An 18,446-nucleotide genomic window follows, 5' to 3' on the forward strand; every position below is an offset into this window, starting at 1 on the left:
CTGGCTCCTAGCCCAGATCAGGATAGATCGGGAAACGCCTGCACATGGCGATGACTTCCTCGCGTATGCGGCCCTCGACCTCTGCATTGCCTTCACGGTTCTCGGCGAGAGCATCGAGCACATCGGCCATCATCTCGCCGATCCGCCGGAACTCTGCAACGCCAAAGCCGCGCGTCGTCCCTGCCGGCGCGCCGATACGCAGGCCGGAGGTGACAGTCGGCTTTTCCGGGTCGAACGGCACGCCGTTCTTGTTGCAGGTCATGTGAGCGCGTTCCAGCGCCGCCTCGGAGATGTCCCCGGTCAGCTTTTTCGGACGCAGATCGATGAGCGCCAGATGGCTGTCGGTACCGCCCGAAACCAGCGCGTAACCGGCATCTGACAGGGCACCGGCCATGGCGCGGCAATTCTCCACCACACTGGCCGCGTACTGCTTGAATTCCGGGCGTAGCGCCTCACCAAAGGCGACCGCCTTGCCGGCAATCACATGCATCAGCGGACCGCCCTGAAGACCGGGGAAGACAGCCGAATTGATCTTCTTGCCAATATCCGCATCGCGCGAAAGCACCATACCGCCCCGCGGACCACGCAGCGTCTTGTGCGTCGTGGTCGTCACCACATCGGCGTGCGGAACCGGGTTGGGATAGACGCCTGCTGCGGCCAGTCCGGCGAAATGCGCCATATCGACCAGAAGCAGGGCGCCAGCCTCATCGGCGATGGAGCGAAACTTTTCAAAGTCGATCTCGCGCGGATAGGCCGAACCACCGGCGATGATCATTTGCGGGCGCAATTCAAGGGCCTGCTCGCGCAGCTTGTCATAGTCGATCAGGGCATCGCTCTCGCGCACGCCATAATGATGCGCCTCGAACCATTTGCCCGACATGTTCGGACGTGCGCCATGGGTCAGGTGCCCGCCGGCAGACAAATCAAGGCCGAGAATGCGATCACCAGGTTTCAGCAGGGCCAGAAACACGGCCTGGTTGGCCTGACTTCCCGAGTTGGGCTGGACGTTGGCATAGGCCGCACCAAACAGCGTCTTGGCGCGCTCGATGGCCAGTTCCTCGGCAATGTCGACAAACTCGCAGCCGCCATAATAGCGCTTGCCGGGATAGCCTTCGGCATACTTGTTGGTGAGCGGTGAACCTTGCGCTTCGAGAACCGCGCGGCTGACAATGTTTTCCGACGCGATCAGCTCGATCTGGTCCTGCTGGCGCCCGATCTCTTTTGCGATGGCGCTGGCAATCTCGGGATCGCGGCTGGCCAGCGTTTCGGTGAAAAACCCGTTGCTGACGGTTTCCTGGGCTGCATCCGGCATCGGCGACTCCCTCGTTGCGGCTGTTCGAATGACCCTGAAATACGCGCTGGCGAAGCGCTTCACAACCACACACCACCGCACACGGCAAAAAGCCGCGTCCCGTAAGCGGCGCGCCGGCACCGGAGCATGACACCTCACACGAAGATTTATGATTTCTTTTACTGCACAAACTTCATGGTATTGGCAGAGCCTATACTTGTTCGGCCAACCAAAGCGGTTTACACAAATTGCAAGCCGCCTCCCCTTAAACAGAAGCGAATGTCAGGTGATGAATATGACCGAAGACAACACTGCCCCGATCGATCAGGAAGAAGTATTGCGGATGACCACCGACATCGTGGCATCCTACGTCGCCAACAACACGATTGCCGCTGACGGGGTGCCGGAAATCATCCGTCAGGTGCATGGCGCGCTGCGCGAACTGACCGGCGGAGAAGTCAAGCCTGAAGCCAAGGCGAAGCCGGCTGTGCCTGTGTCGCGGTCTGTCACTGACGACTACATCATCTGCCTTGAAGACGGCAAAAAGCTGAAAATGCTCAAGCGCTATCTGCGCTCGCAGTATGATATGTCGCCGGACGATTACCGCCGCAAATGGGGCCTGCCGTCTGATTATCCGATGGTGGCACCCGCCTATTCGCGCCGCCGGTCTGATTTCGCCAAGGAAATCGGACTTGGCCGTGGCGGCCGCAAGTCACGCAAATAGCATCTGGCTCTATCGTCAGACGATGACGCCCCGGCCTTTTGGCCGGGGCGTTTTTTGTGTGCCATCAGTGTTCAGGCCGAGACGCCGCGCCAGCTTGCGCAGGGCCACCCGCTCCAGATCATGCCGGGCCGTGCGGGCCGGGCCGAACACGACCACCTCGGTTCCGGTTGCGGCATCAATAGCGGCAAGGCGCACCGAATCGGCCAGTCCCAGATATTCGAAGATGATTTCCCGGCCGGGCAGTCCGCCTCGGCCCGTCATTACGCGACCCGGGCGTTCGCATACCGCGCGTATACAGCCTGCAGCGCGGCAATCAGCTGATCAAACATCTCGTCGGTATGCAGAGGCGACGGCGTGAAGCGCATCCGCTCTGTGCCTTTCGGGACAGTGGGATAGTTGATCGGCTGAACATAAATCCCGTGCTCATCGAGCAGCGCATCCGTTATCCGCTTGCACAGCACCGGATCACCCACATGCACCGGCACGATATGGGTCGCGGACTCCATTACCGGCAGTCCAGCCGCCTTCATGCGGGCTTTCAGCGTCGCGGCCCGTTCCTGGTGCTGGTCACGAAGGTGCGAGGAGGATTTGAGATACTCCACGCTGGCACGCGCGCCCGCAGCCAGCACGGGCGCGAGCGAGGTCGTGAAGATGAAACCCGGTGCCGCAGACCGCACCGCGTCGCATATCACCGCATCGGCCGCGATATACCCGCCCATGACGCCGAACGCCTTGCCGAGCGTCCCTTCGATGATGTCGAAACGGTGCATCAGACCGTCACGCTCGGCAATTCCGGCGCCGCGCATGCCGTAAAGGCCAACCGCGTGTACCTCGTCGAGATAGGTCAGGGCGCTATACTTGTCGGCGAGATCACAGACCGCCTCAAGCGGGCCAATATCTCCATCCATCGAATAGACTGATTCAAGCGCGATCAGTTTCGGCGCATCCAGCGGGGCAGCCCGCAGCAACTCTTCGAGATGTGCCACGTCGTTGTGCCGCCAGACATGCTTCTCGCAGCCGGAATGGCGCACGCCTTCGATCATGGACGCATGGTTCAGCGCGTCCGAATAAATGATGAGGCCAGGCAGTATCTTGCCGAGCGTCGCCAGCGTGGCCTGATTGGCGATATAGCCGGACGTGAAGAGCAGCGCGGATTCCTTCTGGTGAAGGTCTGCCAGCGAGCGCTCCAGTTCCACATGGTAGTGCGTCGTGCCCGAGATATTGCGTGTACCGCCAGAGCCGGCCCCGACATCGTCAATCGCCTGCTTCATCGCGCCCGTCACGCACGCGCTTTGCCCCATGCCCAGATAATCGTTGGAACACCAGACGGTGACCTCGCGCATGCTGCCATCATCGGCGCGGTAGCGTGCTTTCGGAAACTCGCCCTTCTTGCGCAGCAGGTCGGCGAACACGCGGTAGCGCCCTTCGGCACGCACCCGTGCGACCGACGCCTTGAATGCTGCTGCGTAATCCATGTCGTGTTCTCCTGACCGCTCTGATGGCGGACTATCGGGCCGGTCTTGTCTGAGCCGTATATGGACTGGTTTCATGCATACCGGAAGGCGGACCGATTGTCGCGCCTTCTAGTTGAAACTGTTTCGCAATTTCATTCCGTCCGGTTGGCGGCGATCATTTCAATGATCCCTGAGAAGTCTTTCTCATTTCCTCCGGATTCGGTGAACAGAGTGTAGAGCTTCTCGGCATGGGCGCCGAGCGGAATGGCGGCATTCGCCGATTGCGCGGTTTCAAGCGCAAGCCGCAGATCTTTCAGCATCATGGGCGCAGCAAAGCCTGGCTTGTAGCCGCGATTGGAGGGCGCAGCCGGAACCGGCCCCGGAACCGGGCAATAGCTGGTCATCGACCAGTTCTGCCCCGACGCCTTGGACGAAATGTCGAAGAAGCGCTGCGGATCGAGACCCAGCTTCTGCGCCAGCGCAAACGCCTCGCACGTGCCGATCATGTGGATGCCCAGCAGCATGTTGTTGCAGATCTTGGCCGCCTGCCCGGCCCCGGAATCACCAGCGCGGATCACCGCCTTGCCCATCTTCTCCAGAAAAGGCTTTGCCGCTTCGAAAGCCTCTTCAGGCCCGCCGACCATGAAGGTCAGCGTGCCGCCTTCGGCCGCCGCCACGCCGCCAGATACCGGCGCATCCACGAATTTGATCCCGGCCTTGGCTGCCACGCCGCCAACGGCGCGCGCCGAATCCACATCAATAGTCGAGCAATCCATCAAAATGGCGTCGGGCTTCACATGAGCGATGATCCCCTCCTCGCCCTCATAAATGCCCCGCACATGCTTGCCGGCGGGCAGCATGGTCACAACCGCATCGGCGCCAGAGACCGCTTCGAGCACGCTTGATGCGGCCTTGCCGCCCTGCCCGGAAAACACCGCGACCGCATCCTGATTGAGGTCGAACCCGCGCACCTCATGGCCGGCCTTGACCAGATTCACGGCCATGCCCGAACCCATATTGCCCAGTCCGATAAAGGCGATGACGGCCATGATGTGTCCTCCGGAGATTATGGTTATTGTCTAGTCGAGAAAGCTCTGTTCGCGCTCCGCTTCCAGCGGAACGAACATCGCCTCCACGTCTTCAGGGCGCATTTGCGGCCCCCATTTGGGGGCATTGTCCTTGTCGATGATGACAGCGCGCACGCCCTCGTAGAAGTCCGAACCCTCCACCAGCAGACGCATGGACACGCGCAAATCCTGCTGCATCACGGCGCGCAAATCGAGATCTGCGCCCTTGCGCAGCGCGGCCAGCGTGACCGCGCAGGAGGTGGGCGATTTGGAGTTGAGGATGGAGAGCTGCTTGGCCGACCAGGCGTCACCCGCCGCTTCGAGGCGCGCTTTCATCGCGGCCAGCTCATCACCGGCAAACGCCGCATCAATCAGCCCGCCCAGATGCGCCAGATCAGACTCGCCGGGATCACCGGCATGGGCTTCCAGAATGTCTTCAAGCGCCTCGCCATCAGCATCGAGCTCAGCGCTCTCCAGCGCGGCGATAAGGGCCTCCTGCCGGTCAGAGGGCACATAGTGCGTGGCCACGCCAGCCGCGAGGCTGTCAGCGGCTTTCAGGCGCGCGCCCGTCAGCCCCATCCACATGCCCGTCTCGCCTTTCAGGCGCGGCAGGAAATACGCGCCGCCGACATCCGGGTGGAAACCGATGCCGGTTTCCGGCATGGCAAACATCGTCCGGTCGCCCGCCACGCGGTGCGAGCCGTGAACCGAAATGCCGACCCCGCCCCCCATCGTGATGCCGTCGATCAGGGCGATATAGGGCTTGGGATATTCAAAGATCAGCGTGTTGAGCTGGTATTCGTCGCGCCAGAATTTCCAGGCTTCATCGCCGCCCGCCTTGCCGCTTTCCGCCAGCATGCGAATGTCGCCGCCCGCGCAGAAGCCCTTGCCCCCTGCCCCGTCGACGACCACAGCTTTCACGCTGTCATCCTCGCGCCAGTCGAGCAGCGCCTTGATGAGCCCGTCGATCATTTCCTGATTGAGGGCGTTCAGCGCCTCAGGCCGGTTCAGCGTGATACGGCCCACGGAGCCGGTTTTGCGGGCGTTTATGAGGGAGGTCATCGGGCCGGAAATCCTTATGTGCGTCTAGCGGAGGTCGATGAAAGGCGCACCAAGCGCCTCGCAGGCTGCTAACAGCCCGGCATCCCGGCTGGCAAGGGGCGCGTCCAGCGTCACCGCCAGCGAAAGATAGGCGAAATCGAACAGGGAAAGGTTTGCCGCCAGTGCGCCCTGGCCGCTTGCCAACGTGTCGTCTATCGAGGCCGGAGCGAAATAGCGGATGCCCAAGGCGTCCAGACCGTCGAGAGCATCTTGGTAAATCAGGCCCCGCCGTGAAAACCGGACGAACTGATTGCCCACCTCCCAGCCGAAGATATAGGGCGCTGCCAGTTCGTACTCATCAGATTGCGCGAGCAGCTTTTGCGTTGCTGGCGTCGATTGCGAGGGCAGCACCCACGCAATCGCGACCGATGCATCAAGCACGAGCGCGCTCAAGTGCGGCCAAGCTCTTTAAGCTCTTCCCAGCTGAGCGCATCCTCTTCCGGGTCTGGCCGGATGGTTGCGCCAAGGGCGCGAAAGCGCTCTACCAGCTCACGGGCTGGTACTTTTTTCCGGGGCTGCCGTGATGGCACCAGATCCGCCAGCGGCTTGCCGTGGCGGGTGATGGTGATGGGCTCGCCCGTCTTCTCCAGCTCGTCGAGCAGGCGGGAGAGATGGGTTTTGGCCTCAAGCACGCCGACATATTTCATCATGGCACCCGTCAATTCTGACCAGAAGTCTGACCATAATAGCTCAAATTCTGGTCAGAATCCATGGTGAGCTGACAATGCCGTTTTTCATCGTTTCCCGACGCAGATTAGCCTAACCCATTTCTTGATCCCGGCAGGTGCCCGGAAAGCCAAGAAGCTCCAACCTCGTCACCCCCACGAAGGTGGGGGTCCAGAGATTATGGAGCGAAGGCAGTTGTCGTCAGCTCTGGGTTCCCGCCTGCGCGGGAACGACGAAGAGGAAATTCTACCGCAAAACATCCTTCGCGATGATGACGCGCATGATCTCGTTGGTGCCTTCAAGGATCTGGTGGACGCGTAAGTCCCGCACGATCCGCTCGATCGGGTAATCCTTCAGATAGCCATAGCCGCCATGCAGTTGCAGGGCGTCATTGGCGATTTTGAAGCCGAGATCGGTCGCGAACCTTTTGGCCATCGCGCAGTATTTCGGCGCGGCAGGATCGTTGGCATCCAGCGCCGCGGCAGCCCGGTAGAGCATGAGGCGCGAGGCTTCGAGCTCGGTTGCCATGTCGGCCAGCTTGAATTCATTGGCCTGAAACGCGGAGACCGGCTTGCCGAACTGCTTGCGCTCCTTGGTGTAGGCCACGGCGAGATCAAAGGCTTCGGACGCACCGCCCAGCGAGCACGCGCCGATATTGATGCGCCCGCCATTGAGGCCTTTCATGGCGAGGGTAAAGCCCATGCCCTCGTCTGCCAGGCGGTTCTCCACCGGCACCCGGCAGTCTTCAAAATTCACGACAGCTGTGGGCTGCGAGTTCCAGCCCATCTTCTTCTCGTTCGCACCGAAGGAGAGGCCCGGCGTGCCCTTCTCCACCACGATTGTGGAGATGCCTTTCGGCCCGTCTTCGCCCGTGCGGCACATGACGACATATAGGTCTGACACCCCGCCGCCGGAGATGAAGGCTTTCGCGCCGTTCAGCACATAATGGTCGCCATCGCGCACAGCCTTGGTGCGCAGGCTGGCGGCGTCCGACCCCGCACCGGGTTCGGTCAGGCAGTAGGAGCCGATAATCTCCATGGCGGTCAGGCGCGGCAGCCAGCGCTGGCGCTGTTCTTCGGTTCCCCACGTGTCGATCATCCACGACACCATGTTGTGGATGGAGATGAAGGCTGCGGTCGACACGCATCCGCGCGAGAGCTGCTCAAAGATCAGCGCCGCATCAAGCCGGCTCATGCCCGATCCGCCCACATCATCGCGCGTGTAGATACCGGCAAAGCCCATCTCGGCGGCTTCTTTGAGGACATCGACCGGGAAATGCTTTTCTTCGTCCCAGCGCGCGGCATTGGGCTTCAAACGGTCATCAGAGAATTTGCGTGCGGCGTCCTGAATCAGCGCCTGCTCTTCCGTCAGCTCGAAATTCACGGCAAACCTCCTGACAAGCTCTAACGGTCTTTGGCACGCGAGATAGACGAAATGGCCCTGTTTCCCAATACCCGCCTGCGGCGCACGCGCAGCCAGCCCTGGATCCGCAATCTGGTACGCGAGACCCATCTGACCCCGCACGACCTCATCTGGACGATTGTCGTATCAGACAGCGCAGACCCTATCGAGCCGGTCGAAGCCATGCCCGGCACGGTGCGTATGAGCGTCGCCGAAGCGGCGAAAGCCGCGAAGCGCGCGCGTGATCTTGGCATCCCGGCGATTGCCATCTTCCCGCATATCGCCCCCTCGCTGAAGGATGGTTCGGGCAAGGAAGCGCTCAATCCTGACGGCCTCGTCATGCGCGCGGTCAAAGCCATGAAGGATGCCGCCCCGGAAGTGGGCATAATCTGCGATGTCGCGCTCGATCCCTTCACCGATCATGGCCATGACGGGGTGATGGAGAGCGGCGTGATCCTCAATGACGCGACCGTCGATCTCCTCATCGCGCAGAGCCTTGCCCAGGTTGAGGCGGGCTGCGATGTGCTGGCCCCGTCCGACATGATGGATGGCCGCATCGGCGCGATCCGGGGTGCGCTGGAGGAGGCTGGCCATACCGACACGCTGATCCTCTCCTATGCCGCGAAGTATGCATCGGGCTTTTATGGCCCGTACCGCTCCGCCATCGGCTCGGCGGCGCTGAAAGGTGACAAGAAGACCTATCAGATGGACCCGGCCAACAGTGATGAAGCCCTGCGCGAAGTGGCCATGGACATTGAAGAAGGCGCCGACATGGTGATGGTCAAGCCCGGCCTGCCCTATCTCGACATCGTCACCCGCGTGAAGGAGGCGTTCGGCGTGCCGACCTATGCCTTCCAGGTGTCCGGCGAGTACGCCATGATCATGGCGGCCGCGCAAAACGGCTGGATTGATGGCGAGCGGGTGATGATGGAAACCCTCACCTGCTTCAAGCGCGCAGGCGCGGACGGCATCCTCACCTATTTCGCGCCCATGGCCGCGGAGATACTGGGGGAGTAGCGCTCTCAAACCTGTCGTGGCCCGGCTTGTCCGGGCCACCCATGCCTCTGGCCTTTGAGCAACGGGTTACTTGCGGAAGGCGTTACGCCGTCCGAAGAGCGCGACTGCGCGCCCGCGACTGCCTGCCCCCGGCCCCGATCGGGGGTTCGCGGAACATCGCAACGCGGATGCGTTGCGGAACTAAAAGAGGCATGGGTCCCCCGGATCGCTTCGCGCCCGGAGGATGACAAGCGGAGATGGCTAATCAATCTTCCCGATCGGTGGCAGGGACCAGCCAAAGAGGATGGCCGCGCCGCGTATCGTGAAAGCCAGCGCAGCGGCCCCGAGCGCGGCGACACTGGTCATCACGCCCATCTGCACGGCGATGATGTAGGCCGAAGCCCCTGCGAGCGCCGCGAGCGCGTAGATTTCCGCGCGCAGTATCAGCGGCACCTCGTTGACGATGATGTCGCGTAACAGTCCGCCAAAGGCGGCGCTCATCACGCCGGTCAGCGCCGCGATGGACCAGTGCGCCCCGGCGGCAAGGCCGGCTTGTGCCCCGATAACGCAGAAAACGCTTAAGCCCGCCGCATCGGCCCAGACCAGAGCTTGTCTGCGTGTGCCCTTGCCCGACGTGACGAGCGCTGAGCCGTAATAGCCTGCCACGCCGCCAATCAGCGCCAGGGCGAGATATTCCGGCGCATTGACCCAGTAGACAGGCAGGCTTCCCAGGATCATGTCGCGCAGCGTACCCCCGCCCATGCCGGTCACGGCACCCAGAATGGCCGCGCCAAACGGATCAAGCCGGTTGCGCGCGGCGATAATCCCGCCAGAGACGGCGAACAGGAACACGCCTGCATGGTCGAGAATGGAAAAGAGAAGCTCGACGCTCATTCGCGGTTCAGCCGCGCAATGAGGCTGGACGTATCCCAGCGTTTGCCGCCCATGGCTTCCACTTCGCCATAGAACTGATCGACCAATGCGGTGACGGGTAGCTTGGCGCCATTGGCCCGCGCCTCTTCAAGCGCGATACGAAGATCCTTGCGCATCCATTCAACAGCAAAGCCGAAATCGAACTTGCCCTGATCCATGGTCTGCCAGCGGTTTTCCATCTGCCAGCTCTGCGCCGCGCCCTTGGAGACCGCGCTGATGACGGTTTCCACGTCCAGCCCTGCGGCTTGCGCAAAGTGAATACCTTCGGACAGCCCCTGCACCAGGCCGGCAATGCATATCTGGTTGACCATCTTGGTCAGCTGACCGGCGCCCGCCGGCCCCGCATGGACAATGGCCTTGGCGCAGGCCTGCATGACGGGTTCGGCCTTGGCGAAAGCATCTGCGTCCCCGCCGCACATGATGGAAAGCTGGCCGTTCTCTGCGCCTGCCTGCCCGCCAGACACCGGCGCATCGACAAAGCCGATACCGCGCGCGCTGGCAGCTGCGTGAAGTTCGCGTGCCAGCTGGGCGGACGCCGTGGTGTGATCGACGAGCACCGATCCTGGCTTCATGTGTTCGAGCAGCGGCAGGGCAATCGCGCGGACATCGGGATCATCGCCCAGGCACATGAAGACGATGTCTGCCCCGTCAGCGGCCTCTTCAGGGCTGCTGGAGGCGGTGCCCGCGTGCTGATCTGCCCAGGCCTTCGCCTTGGCTGCTGTCCGGTTCCAGACACGCACCTCATGGCCCGCAGCCTTGAGGTGGCCTGCCATCGGAAAGCCCATCACGCCGAGGCCGAGAAATGCTGCGCAGGCCATGTGTATCGTTTCCTTCGTGTTTAGTGCGCCGCTGCGAATACCGAACGGTGGAATACCAGCGCGGGCGCTATGCGCGGCTGGTCGAAAGCCGCCACCCGCCCGACAATGATGATGTGGTCTCCACCCTCATGCACCGCGTCAAGCGTGCATTCAAAACGCGCTATCGCGTCCCTGACCAGCGGCACGCCGGTCTGCCCTTCTGCCCATTGGCCGCCTGCACGCCCCAGATCATCATCGCGCGCGCAGGCCAGCGCCAGCGCTTCCTGATCGGCTCCCAGCACATTGATGGCAAAGCGCGGTGCGGACGAGAACTGGCCATATCGCAGGCTCGCCCGGTCAAGCGACCACAGCACCAGCGGCGGCTCCAGCGAGACTGACGCAAACGAGTTGATGGTCAGCGCGCGGGCGCGGCCATCCTCCAGCACCGTGACCAGCGCCACGCCGGTGGGATAGCAGCCCAGAGCATCGCGGAATGCGCGCGCAGTTTCCAAAGTGTGCCTCCATCCGGTGCTTCAACCCGCCCTTAACCCTGTTCGTGTAGCTTGGCGATACAACAACAAGAATGCGGGTGGGATATGGCGTCCGGTCAACCAATCATCATCAAGAAAATCAAGAAGGCCGGACATGGTCATCATGGCGGCGCTTGGAAAGTGGCGTATGCAGATTTCGTCACAGCGATGATGGCGTTCTTCCTGCTGATGTGGCTGATCAACTCGGTCGATCAGGAGCAGTTGCGCGGCGTGGCCGACTATTTCTCTCCTTCCACCGTCAGCACCGACAATACCGGCTCCGCGCCACTGCGCCTGATGCCGCCGCGCGGCGATGAAGGCGTCTCCAGCCCGGACATGGCGTTTTTGGAACGCAATCCGACCTCGCACGCCCCGGGTTCAGGAACTGACGAAACACCCGATAATGGCGAAGGCAGCCCGCGTGACATCGCGCAGGACGCGCTGACCAGCGCCCTGGCGCGCCGCGAACAGGCCGAGTTTGAAAGCGCGGAGATGTCTTTGCGTCAGTCGCTGGAAGAAATGCCCGAGCTTGCCGAGCTCTCCCGCCACCTGATCATAGACCAGACGCCTGAAGGCCTGCGCATCCAGCTGATCGATGAGGAAGGCCGTCCGATGTTCAACGCCGGAGCCACCCGTCCCAATGAGCGCGCCATCGTGCTTCTGCGCGCAGTTGCCAATGCGGTGGAGCGCCTGCCGAACCGGATCACCATCTCTGGTCACACCGATGCCTCGCCCGTTCCGGCCAATGCGCCGTCGAACTGGGAGTTGTCATCTGCCCGCGCCAATGCAGCGCTGCGCATATTGCAGGAGCGCGGCATCTCTGACGACCGGGTGTCTGATGTCCGCGGCAAGGGCTCTGCCGAACCGCTTTTCCCGGACGATCCCTACATGGCAGGCAATCGCCGCCTGTCGATCGTGCTGCTGCGTGAAGCGCCCGTGCTGCCACCGGGGGGCGCGCTGTAAGCGCCCGCCTCTTGTATGAAAACGGGCTGTTCCGGTGGAACTGCGCTGAGGCTACACTGATTTCAATCCTGATGCGGATTCGCCGCCAGTATTGAGGGATCAGAATTGCCGTGACGCACCCGTTCACCACGCGCCAGCTGCCGTTCTTCCTGACGGCACCGACGCCCTGCCCCTACCTGCCGGGGCAGCTTGAGCGCAAGGTGTTTACCAGGGTCGATCCGGCAGACGGGCCAGGGCTGAATGACGCGCTGACGCATGCAGGCTTCCGCCGCTCCCAGTCCATCCTTTACCGGCCCGCCTGCGAACGCTGCTCGGCGTGCAAATCGGTGCGGATTCCCGTCTCAGAGTTCACGTTCTCCCGGTCGCAGCGGCGCATCCTGAAACGCAATGACGACCTGATGGTCGACATCCGTCCGGCCGATGCCACGACCGAGCAATTTGCCCTGATGAGCCGCTATCTGGAATCGCGTCACGGCGACGGTGACATGGCTGGCATGCACTTCCTCGATTATGTCGGCATGGTCGAAGACGGAATGCAGCGCACCCATATCGCCGAATACCGCGATGCAGCGGGGCATCTGGCCGCCGCCGCCCTCGTTGACGAACTCCCCGACGGGCTATCGCTGATCTACAGCTTTTTTGACCCCGACCGCGCGCCTTTCAGTCCCGGCAGTTTCATGATCCTTGACCATGTGCGGCGCGCGAAAGCCGCCAGCCTCGCCCACATCTATCTGGGCTACTGGGTCAAGGGCAGCGCAAAAATGGACTACAAGGCGCGCTTTTCGCCACTGGATGTCCTCGAGCCCGCAGGCTGGCGGCGGTTAGAGGCTGGCGAGTAGCCCAAAGCCTGCTATTGAAGGCGTAAAGGCCCGCTCTGGAATCGGGCCGTCAGCGTGCAAAGCGCGTCTACGGGGAGACAGTCATGGATCGCAGGACATTCCTGAGCGGGGCGGCAATCACGGCCGCCGCAACAGCAACCGCCTGTTCGCAGGAAACACAAGGTGAGGTGGCCGCACCGGCCGTGAACCGGCGGCGCACCCGCAGGCTGCGCATGGTCACCACCTGGCCGGCAAATTTTCCAGGGCTAGGCACCGCCGCCGATACGACCGCCCGGCTGATCGGCGAAATGTCCGGCGGCGAGCTGGAAGTGCAGGTTTATGGCGCGGGCGAGATTGTCGGCGCGTTTGAGGTCTTTGACGCGGTCTCCAACGGCGTCGCCGACATGTACCACGCGGCAGAGTATTACTGGCAGGGCCGTTCACCGGCCTACAATTTCTTCTGCGCGGTTCCGATGGGCATGACGGCCATGGAAATCATGGCCTGGGTGGAATATGGCGGCGGACAGGAATTGTGGGACGAGCTCTCGGCCCAGTTCAATATCAAACCCTTCCAGGCTGGTAATTCCGGCCACCAGATGGGCGGGTGGTTCAAGCGCGAGATCAACGCACTCTCGGACTTCCGCGGCTTGCGCGTACGCATGCCGGGCCTTGGCGGCGATGTGATCCGCGCACTGGGCGGCGCGGCGGTCGCCCTGTCTGGCGGCGAGATCTACCAGGCCCTCCAGTCCGGCGCGATTGATGCCACCGAATGGGTTGGGCCGTGGAATGATCTGGCTTTCGGCTTCTACCGCGAAGCGCCGTTCTACTACGGCCCGGGCTTCCATGAACCCGGCTCCTCGCTCGCACTGGGCATGAATCTGGGCGTCTGGGAAAGCCTGCCTGCCAATCAGAAAGCCATCGTGAAAGCGGCAGCCCATGCCGCCAACAATCTGTCGATTGCCGAATTTACCCACCATAACGGCATCGCGCTGCAAACCCTTATCGAGGATCACGGCGTGCAGCTTCGCAATTTCTCCGACGAGATATGGCGCGAGCTGGGCCGGGTCAGCGAGGAAGTGGTGGCCAATGCCGCCAATGCGGACGCCATCTCCCGCCGGGTTTACAACAGCTACGTCCAGTCGCGCCGCCGTTCGCGCGAATGGGCCAACGTGTCCGAGACGCCATACCTGCAAAAACGCGAACTCGTGCTCGGTGGATAGACAATGCGAGCGGGCGACTGGCTGCTCATCGCCATTCTGGCCTTTACCGGCCTGCTCATACTCGCCGACATCGCGACGGGCGGCAGTGTTCAGGCATGGATCGCATCCGACCTCTCCGCCCGTGGGCGCGATCTCGGTATCGCTCTGGGCTGGGTAGGCTGGGCGCTGACGCCCGTTATCGCGCTGCCGCTGGTCGCCGCCCTGTGGATTGTGATCGCTGCGCCGCCCGCCCTGATGACCGCAGCACTGGTCCGCACCAGCGTCATCATCGATGCCGTCAACCGCGCCATTGGTGACGCGGCCCGCTGGTTTGCTCTCGCGCTGGTTCTGGTCACCAGCCTTGTTGTCATTCAGCGTTATGTTTTCGGGGTTTCGGTCACAAAGCTGCAGGAAAGCATTATATACCTGCACGCTCTACTTTTCCTTCTGTCCAGCGCGGTCACCCTGCTGGCGGGCGGGCATGTGCGGGTCGATATTTTCTACTCGCGCCTGTCGTCCAGGGCGAAGGCGTGGACTGATCTTGCTGGCGTCTATCTGGCGCTGATCCCGATGTGCTGGCTGATCCTCGACACGTCGCGTACCTATGTGGGCGGTGCCTGGCGGATACTGGAACGCTCGCGCGAGAGCGACGGCCTGCCTCTGGTCTTTGCCCTGAAAACCGCCATTCCCGTCTTTGCCGTAATGATGATCGCGCAAGGGGTCTCGATGGCCGCAAGAGCGGCGCTGACGCTGGCTGACAGGGACACCCCTGACGAAGGCCTGCGCGAGGACGCGCCGACGGGAGCCCTGTGATGGACCTCCTGCTCGTCGCCCTTCCCTTCCTGATGTTTGTCACGGCAGTGATCGCGCTGCTGCGTGGCTTCCCGGTAGCGTTTACGCTGGCCGGTGTCGCCATCCTCTTTGCGCTGATCGGCCTGGCGCTGGACGCGTTCGACCCGCTGCATTTGCGCGCCTTCCCGCAGCGCATCTACGGCAACATCATGGAGATGGACAAATCCATCCTCGTGGCCGTGCCGCTTTTCGTCTTCATGGGCGTAATGCTGGAAAAATCGCGCGTCGCCGAGGAATTGCTTGAAGCCATGGGCGCGCTCTTCGGCTCGATGCGCGGCGGGCTTGGCATCTCGGTGGTGATCGTCGGGGCCTTGCTCGCGGCATCCACCGGCATCGTAGGCGCCACCGTGGTAACGATGGGCCTATTGTCGCTTCCGACCATGCTGCGCCGTGGCTATGACCCGGCGCTCGCCAGCGGTTCAATCGCCGCGTCCGGCACGCTGGGGCAGATCATTCCGCCGTCTATCGTACTGATCCTGCTGGGCGACCAGCTGGGTTCGGCCTATGCGCGCGCGCAGCGTGAACAGGGCATTTTCGCGCCCGACATTTTGACCGTGGGCGATCTGTTTGCAGGGGCACTCATTCCCGGCCTGCTGCTGGTTGGCGCCTATATCGTCTACCAGATCGTCATCGCGATAATCCGTCCTGCGGCCTCACCGGCCATTCCCAAAGAGGAACTGAACGCGGACATCTTCAAGGCGCTGCGCGCGCTGATACCGCCGCTGGCGCTGATCGTTGCGGTGCTGGGTTCGATCCTTGCCGGCCTTGCCACACCCACCGAAGCCGCCGGTGTCGGCGCGCTCGGCGCAACCCTGCTGGCGGGTTTCCGCAATGCGGGCGCATCGTCCAATCCGCGCGGTGGGCGCTGGCTGGTGGCTATCGGTGCTATCAGCCTGCTGGCGCTGATCGCTGCGGCCATGGCGCTCAATCTGCGCGCCGGAGTGGACGGCAATGAGCGCCTTCTGACCCTGGGCCTCGGCGCGGTGGCCGTTGCGGGCACGCTATGGGCGCTCATCCGCCTGTTCCGCACACGCGTACTCGACGAGGTGATGACACAGACCGCGCGCATCTCCTCCATGGTTTTCGTGATCCTGATCGGTGCCTCCCTGTTTGCGCTGGTATTCCGGGAGCTCGGCGGTGATGGCAGCGTGCGCGCCATGCTGGAGGCTGTGCCGGGCGGCGTGTTCGGCGCGGTGCTGGTGGTGATGCTGATCATGTTCGTGCTGGGCTTTTTCCTCGATTTCATCGAGATCACCTTCGTGGTCGTGCCTATCGTCGCGCCAATCCTGTTCCTGATGGGCGTGGACCCGATCTGGCTGGGCGTGCTGATGGCGTTGAACCTGCAGACCAGCTTCCTGACCCCGCCCTTCGGCTTTGCGCTGTTCTATCTGCGCGGTGTGGCGCCGCCTTCCCTGCCGACAAGCGCCATCTATCGCGGTGCCATCCCCTTCGTTATCATTCAGCTTTTCGCAATAGCGCTGGTTGCCGCCCTGCCCTGGCTCGCAACCGCCCTGCCAAGAGCACTTTATGGCTGAATCTCGCCCTGACGACGCGCCCGGCGGTCCGACCCCCGCAGAACGCGCAACATTGCAGCGCTTTGTCATTGTCGTTGCGGCGCTGGCACTGACCGGACTTTTCGTCTGGATGGTGAAGGATTTTCTGGGCGCGGTCTTCCTTGCCGCCGTGCTGGCCCTGATGCTGACACCCATTCAGGACGACATGGCCGACACGCTGGGCGGCCGGGCACGCCTGTCGGCGAGCCTGCTGATGGTATCGGTCATCCTGATAGGCATGGTGCCGCTGGGCATACTGGTCGTCATCGTCGTGCGCGAAGCGTTGCAGGTAAGCGAGTCGCTCACCCCCTTCGTGCAGGAACAGGTAACGAACTGGCGGGCAGCAGGCGGCGGTGTACCCGAATGGGTGCCGTGGCGCGAGGAAGTGATCCGCTATCAGGGCGAAATTGCCAGCCAGATCGGCAGCTTTGCCTCGACGGCAGGGCGCGTCTTCATCAACGCGATGACTTCGGCTGCAGGCTCGACCCTGATGGTCTTTCTGAACCTGATCGTTTTTCTCTACGCCCTCTATTTCTTTCTGGTTCATGGCCGCGCGATGACGGCAACGACCCTGAAGCTGCTGCCGCTGCGTCCACGCGACCGGATCCTGCTGGCCGGGCGGGCCGTCTCCACCATCCGCGCGACGATAAAGGGCACGCTGATCATCGGCCTTGTGCAGGGCACCGTTACAGGGCTGGCGCTCGCCATCGCTGGCGTGCCGGGCGCGCCGTTCTGGGGTGCTGTGGCGGGGCTTCTCTCCGTGATTCCGGGGATCGGCACCCCCCTGGTCTGGGGGCCGGCTGCCGCCTGGCTGATCTATCAGGACGATATGACAGCCGGTATAGCGCTCGGCCTGTTCGGTTTCATCGTCATCATGAATATCGACAATTTCCTGCGCCCGCGCCTGGTCGGCAGGGACGCCAAGATGAGCGATCTCATGGTGCTGATTTCCACGCTCGGCGGCCTGACCCTGTTCGGCGCCATGGGCATCATCATCGGCCCGATGATTGCCGCCCTGTTCAGCGCGGTCTGGCACGTCTATGCGCGCGCCTACGCGCCCTTGCTGGGGGTAAAACCCTAAACCGCAGGCACAGCCCCGGCGCGCGGCGGCGGCCGGTTGCCGCCCGCATAGCGCTCCAGCGCCGCGATGCGCTTGTCCATCGGCGGGTGGGTGGCGAACATGCCTGCAAACCCGCTGGAGCGGTCATGCAGGAACATCTGGCGCACTTCGGCGGGCGCCCCCTCCACATCCGGATTGCCGGACACCTTCATCAGGGCCGAGATCATCGCGTCGGGGTTCTTGGTCAGCTCCACCGCGCCTGCATCGGCCATGTATTCGCGCTTGCGCGACAGGGTGAAGCGGATGGCGATCGCCAGCATCCATGCCAGCGCGGCAAGAGCCATGGCCACCAGGATGAACACGCCGGCATTGCCACCCGATCCGCGCCGTCCGCCCCCGGCCCGTCCCAGCGAGCCGTGCAGCATGCCGCGTACCATGATCTCCACGGTGAAAGAGATGATGCCGACAAAGATGATGGAGATGACCAGCAGGCGCACATCGCGGTTGATGATATGGGTCAGCTCGTGGGCCAGCACCGCTTCCAGCTCATCCCGGTCGAGTTTTTCCATCAGGCCGCGCGTCACCGTGACCGCCGCCTGTTTCTCCGTCAGGCCGGAGGCATAGGCGTTCAGTGCAGGCGTTTCGATGATCCGCAAGGCGGGCATGGTCAGCCCGCGCGAAATACACAGATTTTCCAGCAGGTTGTATAGTTCCGGCTCGTCATTGCGCGACACCTTCTTCGCGCCGGTGCTGGCATCAATGATCGCCTGATGAGACAGCCAGGCAATGGTGAACCAGATCGCCACCCCGATGAGCACCCAGGGCGTAACCATGGGCATCGCATAGGCCGCCTCTCCGGCAGCCCGGCCGACATCAGCCTGCTCGCCCGCCGTCCAGGCCAGAAACAGCACTGTCATGGCGTATACGAGGCCGAGGATCAGGAACGGGAATCCTGCCAGCAGCAGGATGGATTTGAGATTATTGTTCCAGATATGGCTGCGAAGGCCGGTCGCTGCGAGCATGACAGGCCTCCGCGTGCCG

The 18,446-nt window shown here is 62.7% G+C and carries 20 protein-coding genes; 8 read left to right on the forward strand and 12 right to left on the reverse strand.

Features of this window, described 5'->3' with window-relative positions:
* Window positions 1-7: 7 nt before the first annotated feature.
* A complete protein-coding gene (gene glyA, locus X907_RS08235) occupies window positions 8-1,312 on the reverse strand; it encodes a serine hydroxymethyltransferase (protein ID WP_127566956.1) in 1,305 nt (434 codons plus the stop codon).
* Window positions 1,313-1,586: 274 nt separating this feature from the next.
* On the opposite strand from glyA, the gene X907_RS08240 reads away from it, so the two are divergent.
* A complete protein-coding gene (locus X907_RS08240; RefSeq protein WP_127566958.1) occupies window positions 1,587-2,015 on the forward strand; it encodes a Ros/MucR family transcriptional regulator in 429 nt (142 codons plus the stop codon).
* Between the two features lie 15 nt (window positions 2,016-2,030).
* Here the strand turns inward: X907_RS08240 and X907_RS08245 are convergent, their stop codons facing one another.
* The 7 genes from X907_RS08245 to X907_RS08275 form a co-directional block, all read right to left on the reverse strand.
* Window positions 2,031-2,276: a DUF6898 family protein gene (locus tag X907_RS08245; RefSeq protein WP_179951431.1), complete on the reverse strand. Its 246-nt coding sequence runs from the start codon at window positions 2,274-2,276 to the stop codon at window positions 2,031-2,033.
* On the reverse strand, window positions 2,276-3,490 hold the full coding sequence (gene hemA, locus X907_RS08250) for a 5-aminolevulinate synthase (protein ID WP_127566960.1): 1,215 nt from the start codon (window positions 3,488-3,490) through the stop codon (window positions 2,276-2,278). Before hemA ends, X907_RS08245 begins: the two co-directional genes overlap by 1 nt.
* Window positions 3,491-3,621: 131 nt before the next feature.
* A complete protein-coding gene (gene mmsB, locus X907_RS08255; protein WP_127566962.1) occupies window positions 3,622-4,518 on the reverse strand; it encodes a 3-hydroxyisobutyrate dehydrogenase in 897 nt (298 codons plus the stop codon).
* A 30-nt stretch (window positions 4,519-4,548) separates the two neighbouring features.
* On the reverse strand, window positions 4,549-5,598 hold the full coding sequence (locus X907_RS08260) for an enoyl-CoA hydratase/isomerase family protein (RefSeq protein WP_127566964.1): 1,050 nt from the start codon (window positions 5,596-5,598) through the stop codon (window positions 4,549-4,551).
* Window positions 5,599-5,622: 24 nt separating this feature from the next.
* On the reverse strand, window positions 5,623-6,030 hold the full coding sequence (locus tag X907_RS08265; protein ID WP_127566966.1) for a type II toxin-antitoxin system VapC family toxin: 408 nt from the start codon (window positions 6,028-6,030) through the stop codon (window positions 5,623-5,625).
* Window positions 6,027-6,287, reverse strand: a complete 261-nt coding sequence (locus X907_RS08270) for a type II toxin-antitoxin system Phd/YefM family antitoxin (protein WP_233352252.1) — start codon at window positions 6,285-6,287, stop codon at window positions 6,027-6,029. The genes X907_RS08265 and X907_RS08270 overlap by 4 nt, the downstream gene beginning before the upstream one ends.
* 262 nt (window positions 6,288-6,549) lie before the next feature.
* Window positions 6,550-7,686, reverse strand: a complete 1,137-nt coding sequence (locus tag X907_RS08275) for an isobutyryl-CoA dehydrogenase (protein ID WP_127566968.1) — start codon at window positions 7,684-7,686, stop codon at window positions 6,550-6,552.
* Window positions 7,687-7,737: 51 nt separating this feature from the next.
* Between X907_RS08275 and hemB the strand changes: the two genes are divergently transcribed.
* The gene (gene hemB / locus X907_RS08280) at window positions 7,738-8,721 is read left to right on the forward strand and encodes a porphobilinogen synthase (protein WP_127566970.1); all 984 of its coding nucleotides are present in this window, start codon (window positions 7,738-7,740) and stop codon (window positions 8,719-8,721) included.
* A gap of 240 nt (window positions 8,722-8,961) precedes the next feature.
* Here the strand turns inward: hemB and X907_RS08285 are convergent, their stop codons facing one another.
* From X907_RS08285 to X907_RS08295, 3 genes are read right to left on the reverse strand one after another with little or no spacing between them, the layout of a single operon-like run.
* Window positions 8,962-9,594, reverse strand: coding sequence for a trimeric intracellular cation channel family protein (locus tag X907_RS08285; RefSeq protein WP_127566972.1), 633 nt, complete (start codon window positions 9,592-9,594; stop codon window positions 8,962-8,964).
* Window positions 9,591-10,451 (reverse strand): NAD(P)-dependent oxidoreductase, encoded by an 861-nt coding sequence (locus X907_RS08290; RefSeq protein ID WP_127566974.1) that lies wholly within the window; start codon window positions 10,449-10,451, stop codon window positions 9,591-9,593. The genes X907_RS08285 and X907_RS08290 overlap by 4 nt, the downstream gene beginning before the upstream one ends.
* Window positions 10,452-10,471: 20 nt before the next feature.
* Window positions 10,472-10,942, reverse strand: coding sequence for a flavin reductase family protein (locus tag X907_RS08295; protein WP_127566976.1), 471 nt, complete (start codon window positions 10,940-10,942; stop codon window positions 10,472-10,474).
* Window positions 10,943-11,026: 84 nt separating this feature from the next.
* Here X907_RS08295 and X907_RS08300 point away from each other — a divergent pair, with 84 nt between their 5' ends.
* The 6 genes from X907_RS08300 to X907_RS08325 all read left to right on the forward strand — a co-directional run bounded on the left by X907_RS08300 (window position 11,027) and on the right by X907_RS08325 (window position 17,426).
* A complete protein-coding gene (locus X907_RS08300) occupies window positions 11,027-11,923 on the forward strand; it encodes a flagellar motor protein MotB (protein WP_127566978.1) in 897 nt (298 codons plus the stop codon).
* Between the two features lie 110 nt (window positions 11,924-12,033).
* Window positions 12,034-12,762: an arginyltransferase gene (locus tag X907_RS08305; protein ID WP_127566980.1), complete on the forward strand. Its 729-nt coding sequence runs from the start codon at window positions 12,034-12,036 to the stop codon at window positions 12,760-12,762.
* An 83-nt stretch (window positions 12,763-12,845) separates the two neighbouring features.
* Entirely contained in the window at window positions 12,846-13,961 is a 1,116-nt protein-coding gene (locus X907_RS08310) for a TRAP transporter substrate-binding protein (RefSeq protein WP_127566982.1), read from the forward strand.
* A gap of 3 nt (window positions 13,962-13,964) precedes the next feature.
* Entirely contained in the window at window positions 13,965-14,753 is a 789-nt protein-coding gene (locus X907_RS08315; protein ID WP_127566984.1) for a TRAP transporter small permease subunit, read from the forward strand.
* Window positions 14,753-16,327 (forward strand): TRAP transporter large permease, encoded by a 1,575-nt coding sequence (locus tag X907_RS08320; protein ID WP_127566986.1) that lies wholly within the window; start codon window positions 14,753-14,755, stop codon window positions 16,325-16,327. The genes X907_RS08315 and X907_RS08320 overlap by 1 nt, the downstream gene beginning before the upstream one ends.
* Complete coding sequence (locus tag X907_RS08325; RefSeq protein ID WP_127566988.1) at window positions 16,320-17,426, forward strand: AI-2E family transporter; 1,107 nt, start codon at window positions 16,320-16,322, stop codon at window positions 17,424-17,426. Before X907_RS08320 ends, X907_RS08325 begins: the two co-directional genes overlap by 8 nt.
* On the opposite strand, the gene X907_RS08330 is transcribed toward X907_RS08325, so the two are convergent.
* Window positions 17,423-18,427: a M48 family metallopeptidase gene (locus X907_RS08330; RefSeq protein ID WP_127566990.1), complete on the reverse strand. Its 1,005-nt coding sequence runs from the start codon at window positions 18,425-18,427 to the stop codon at window positions 17,423-17,425. The genes X907_RS08325 and X907_RS08330 overlap by 4 nt on opposite strands.
* Between the last annotated feature and the right edge of the window lie 19 nt (window positions 18,428-18,446).

It is taken from the genome of Glycocaulis alkaliphilus, from assembly GCF_004000605.1.
GTDB lineage: Bacteria > Pseudomonadota > Alphaproteobacteria > Caulobacterales > Maricaulaceae > Glycocaulis > Glycocaulis alkaliphilus.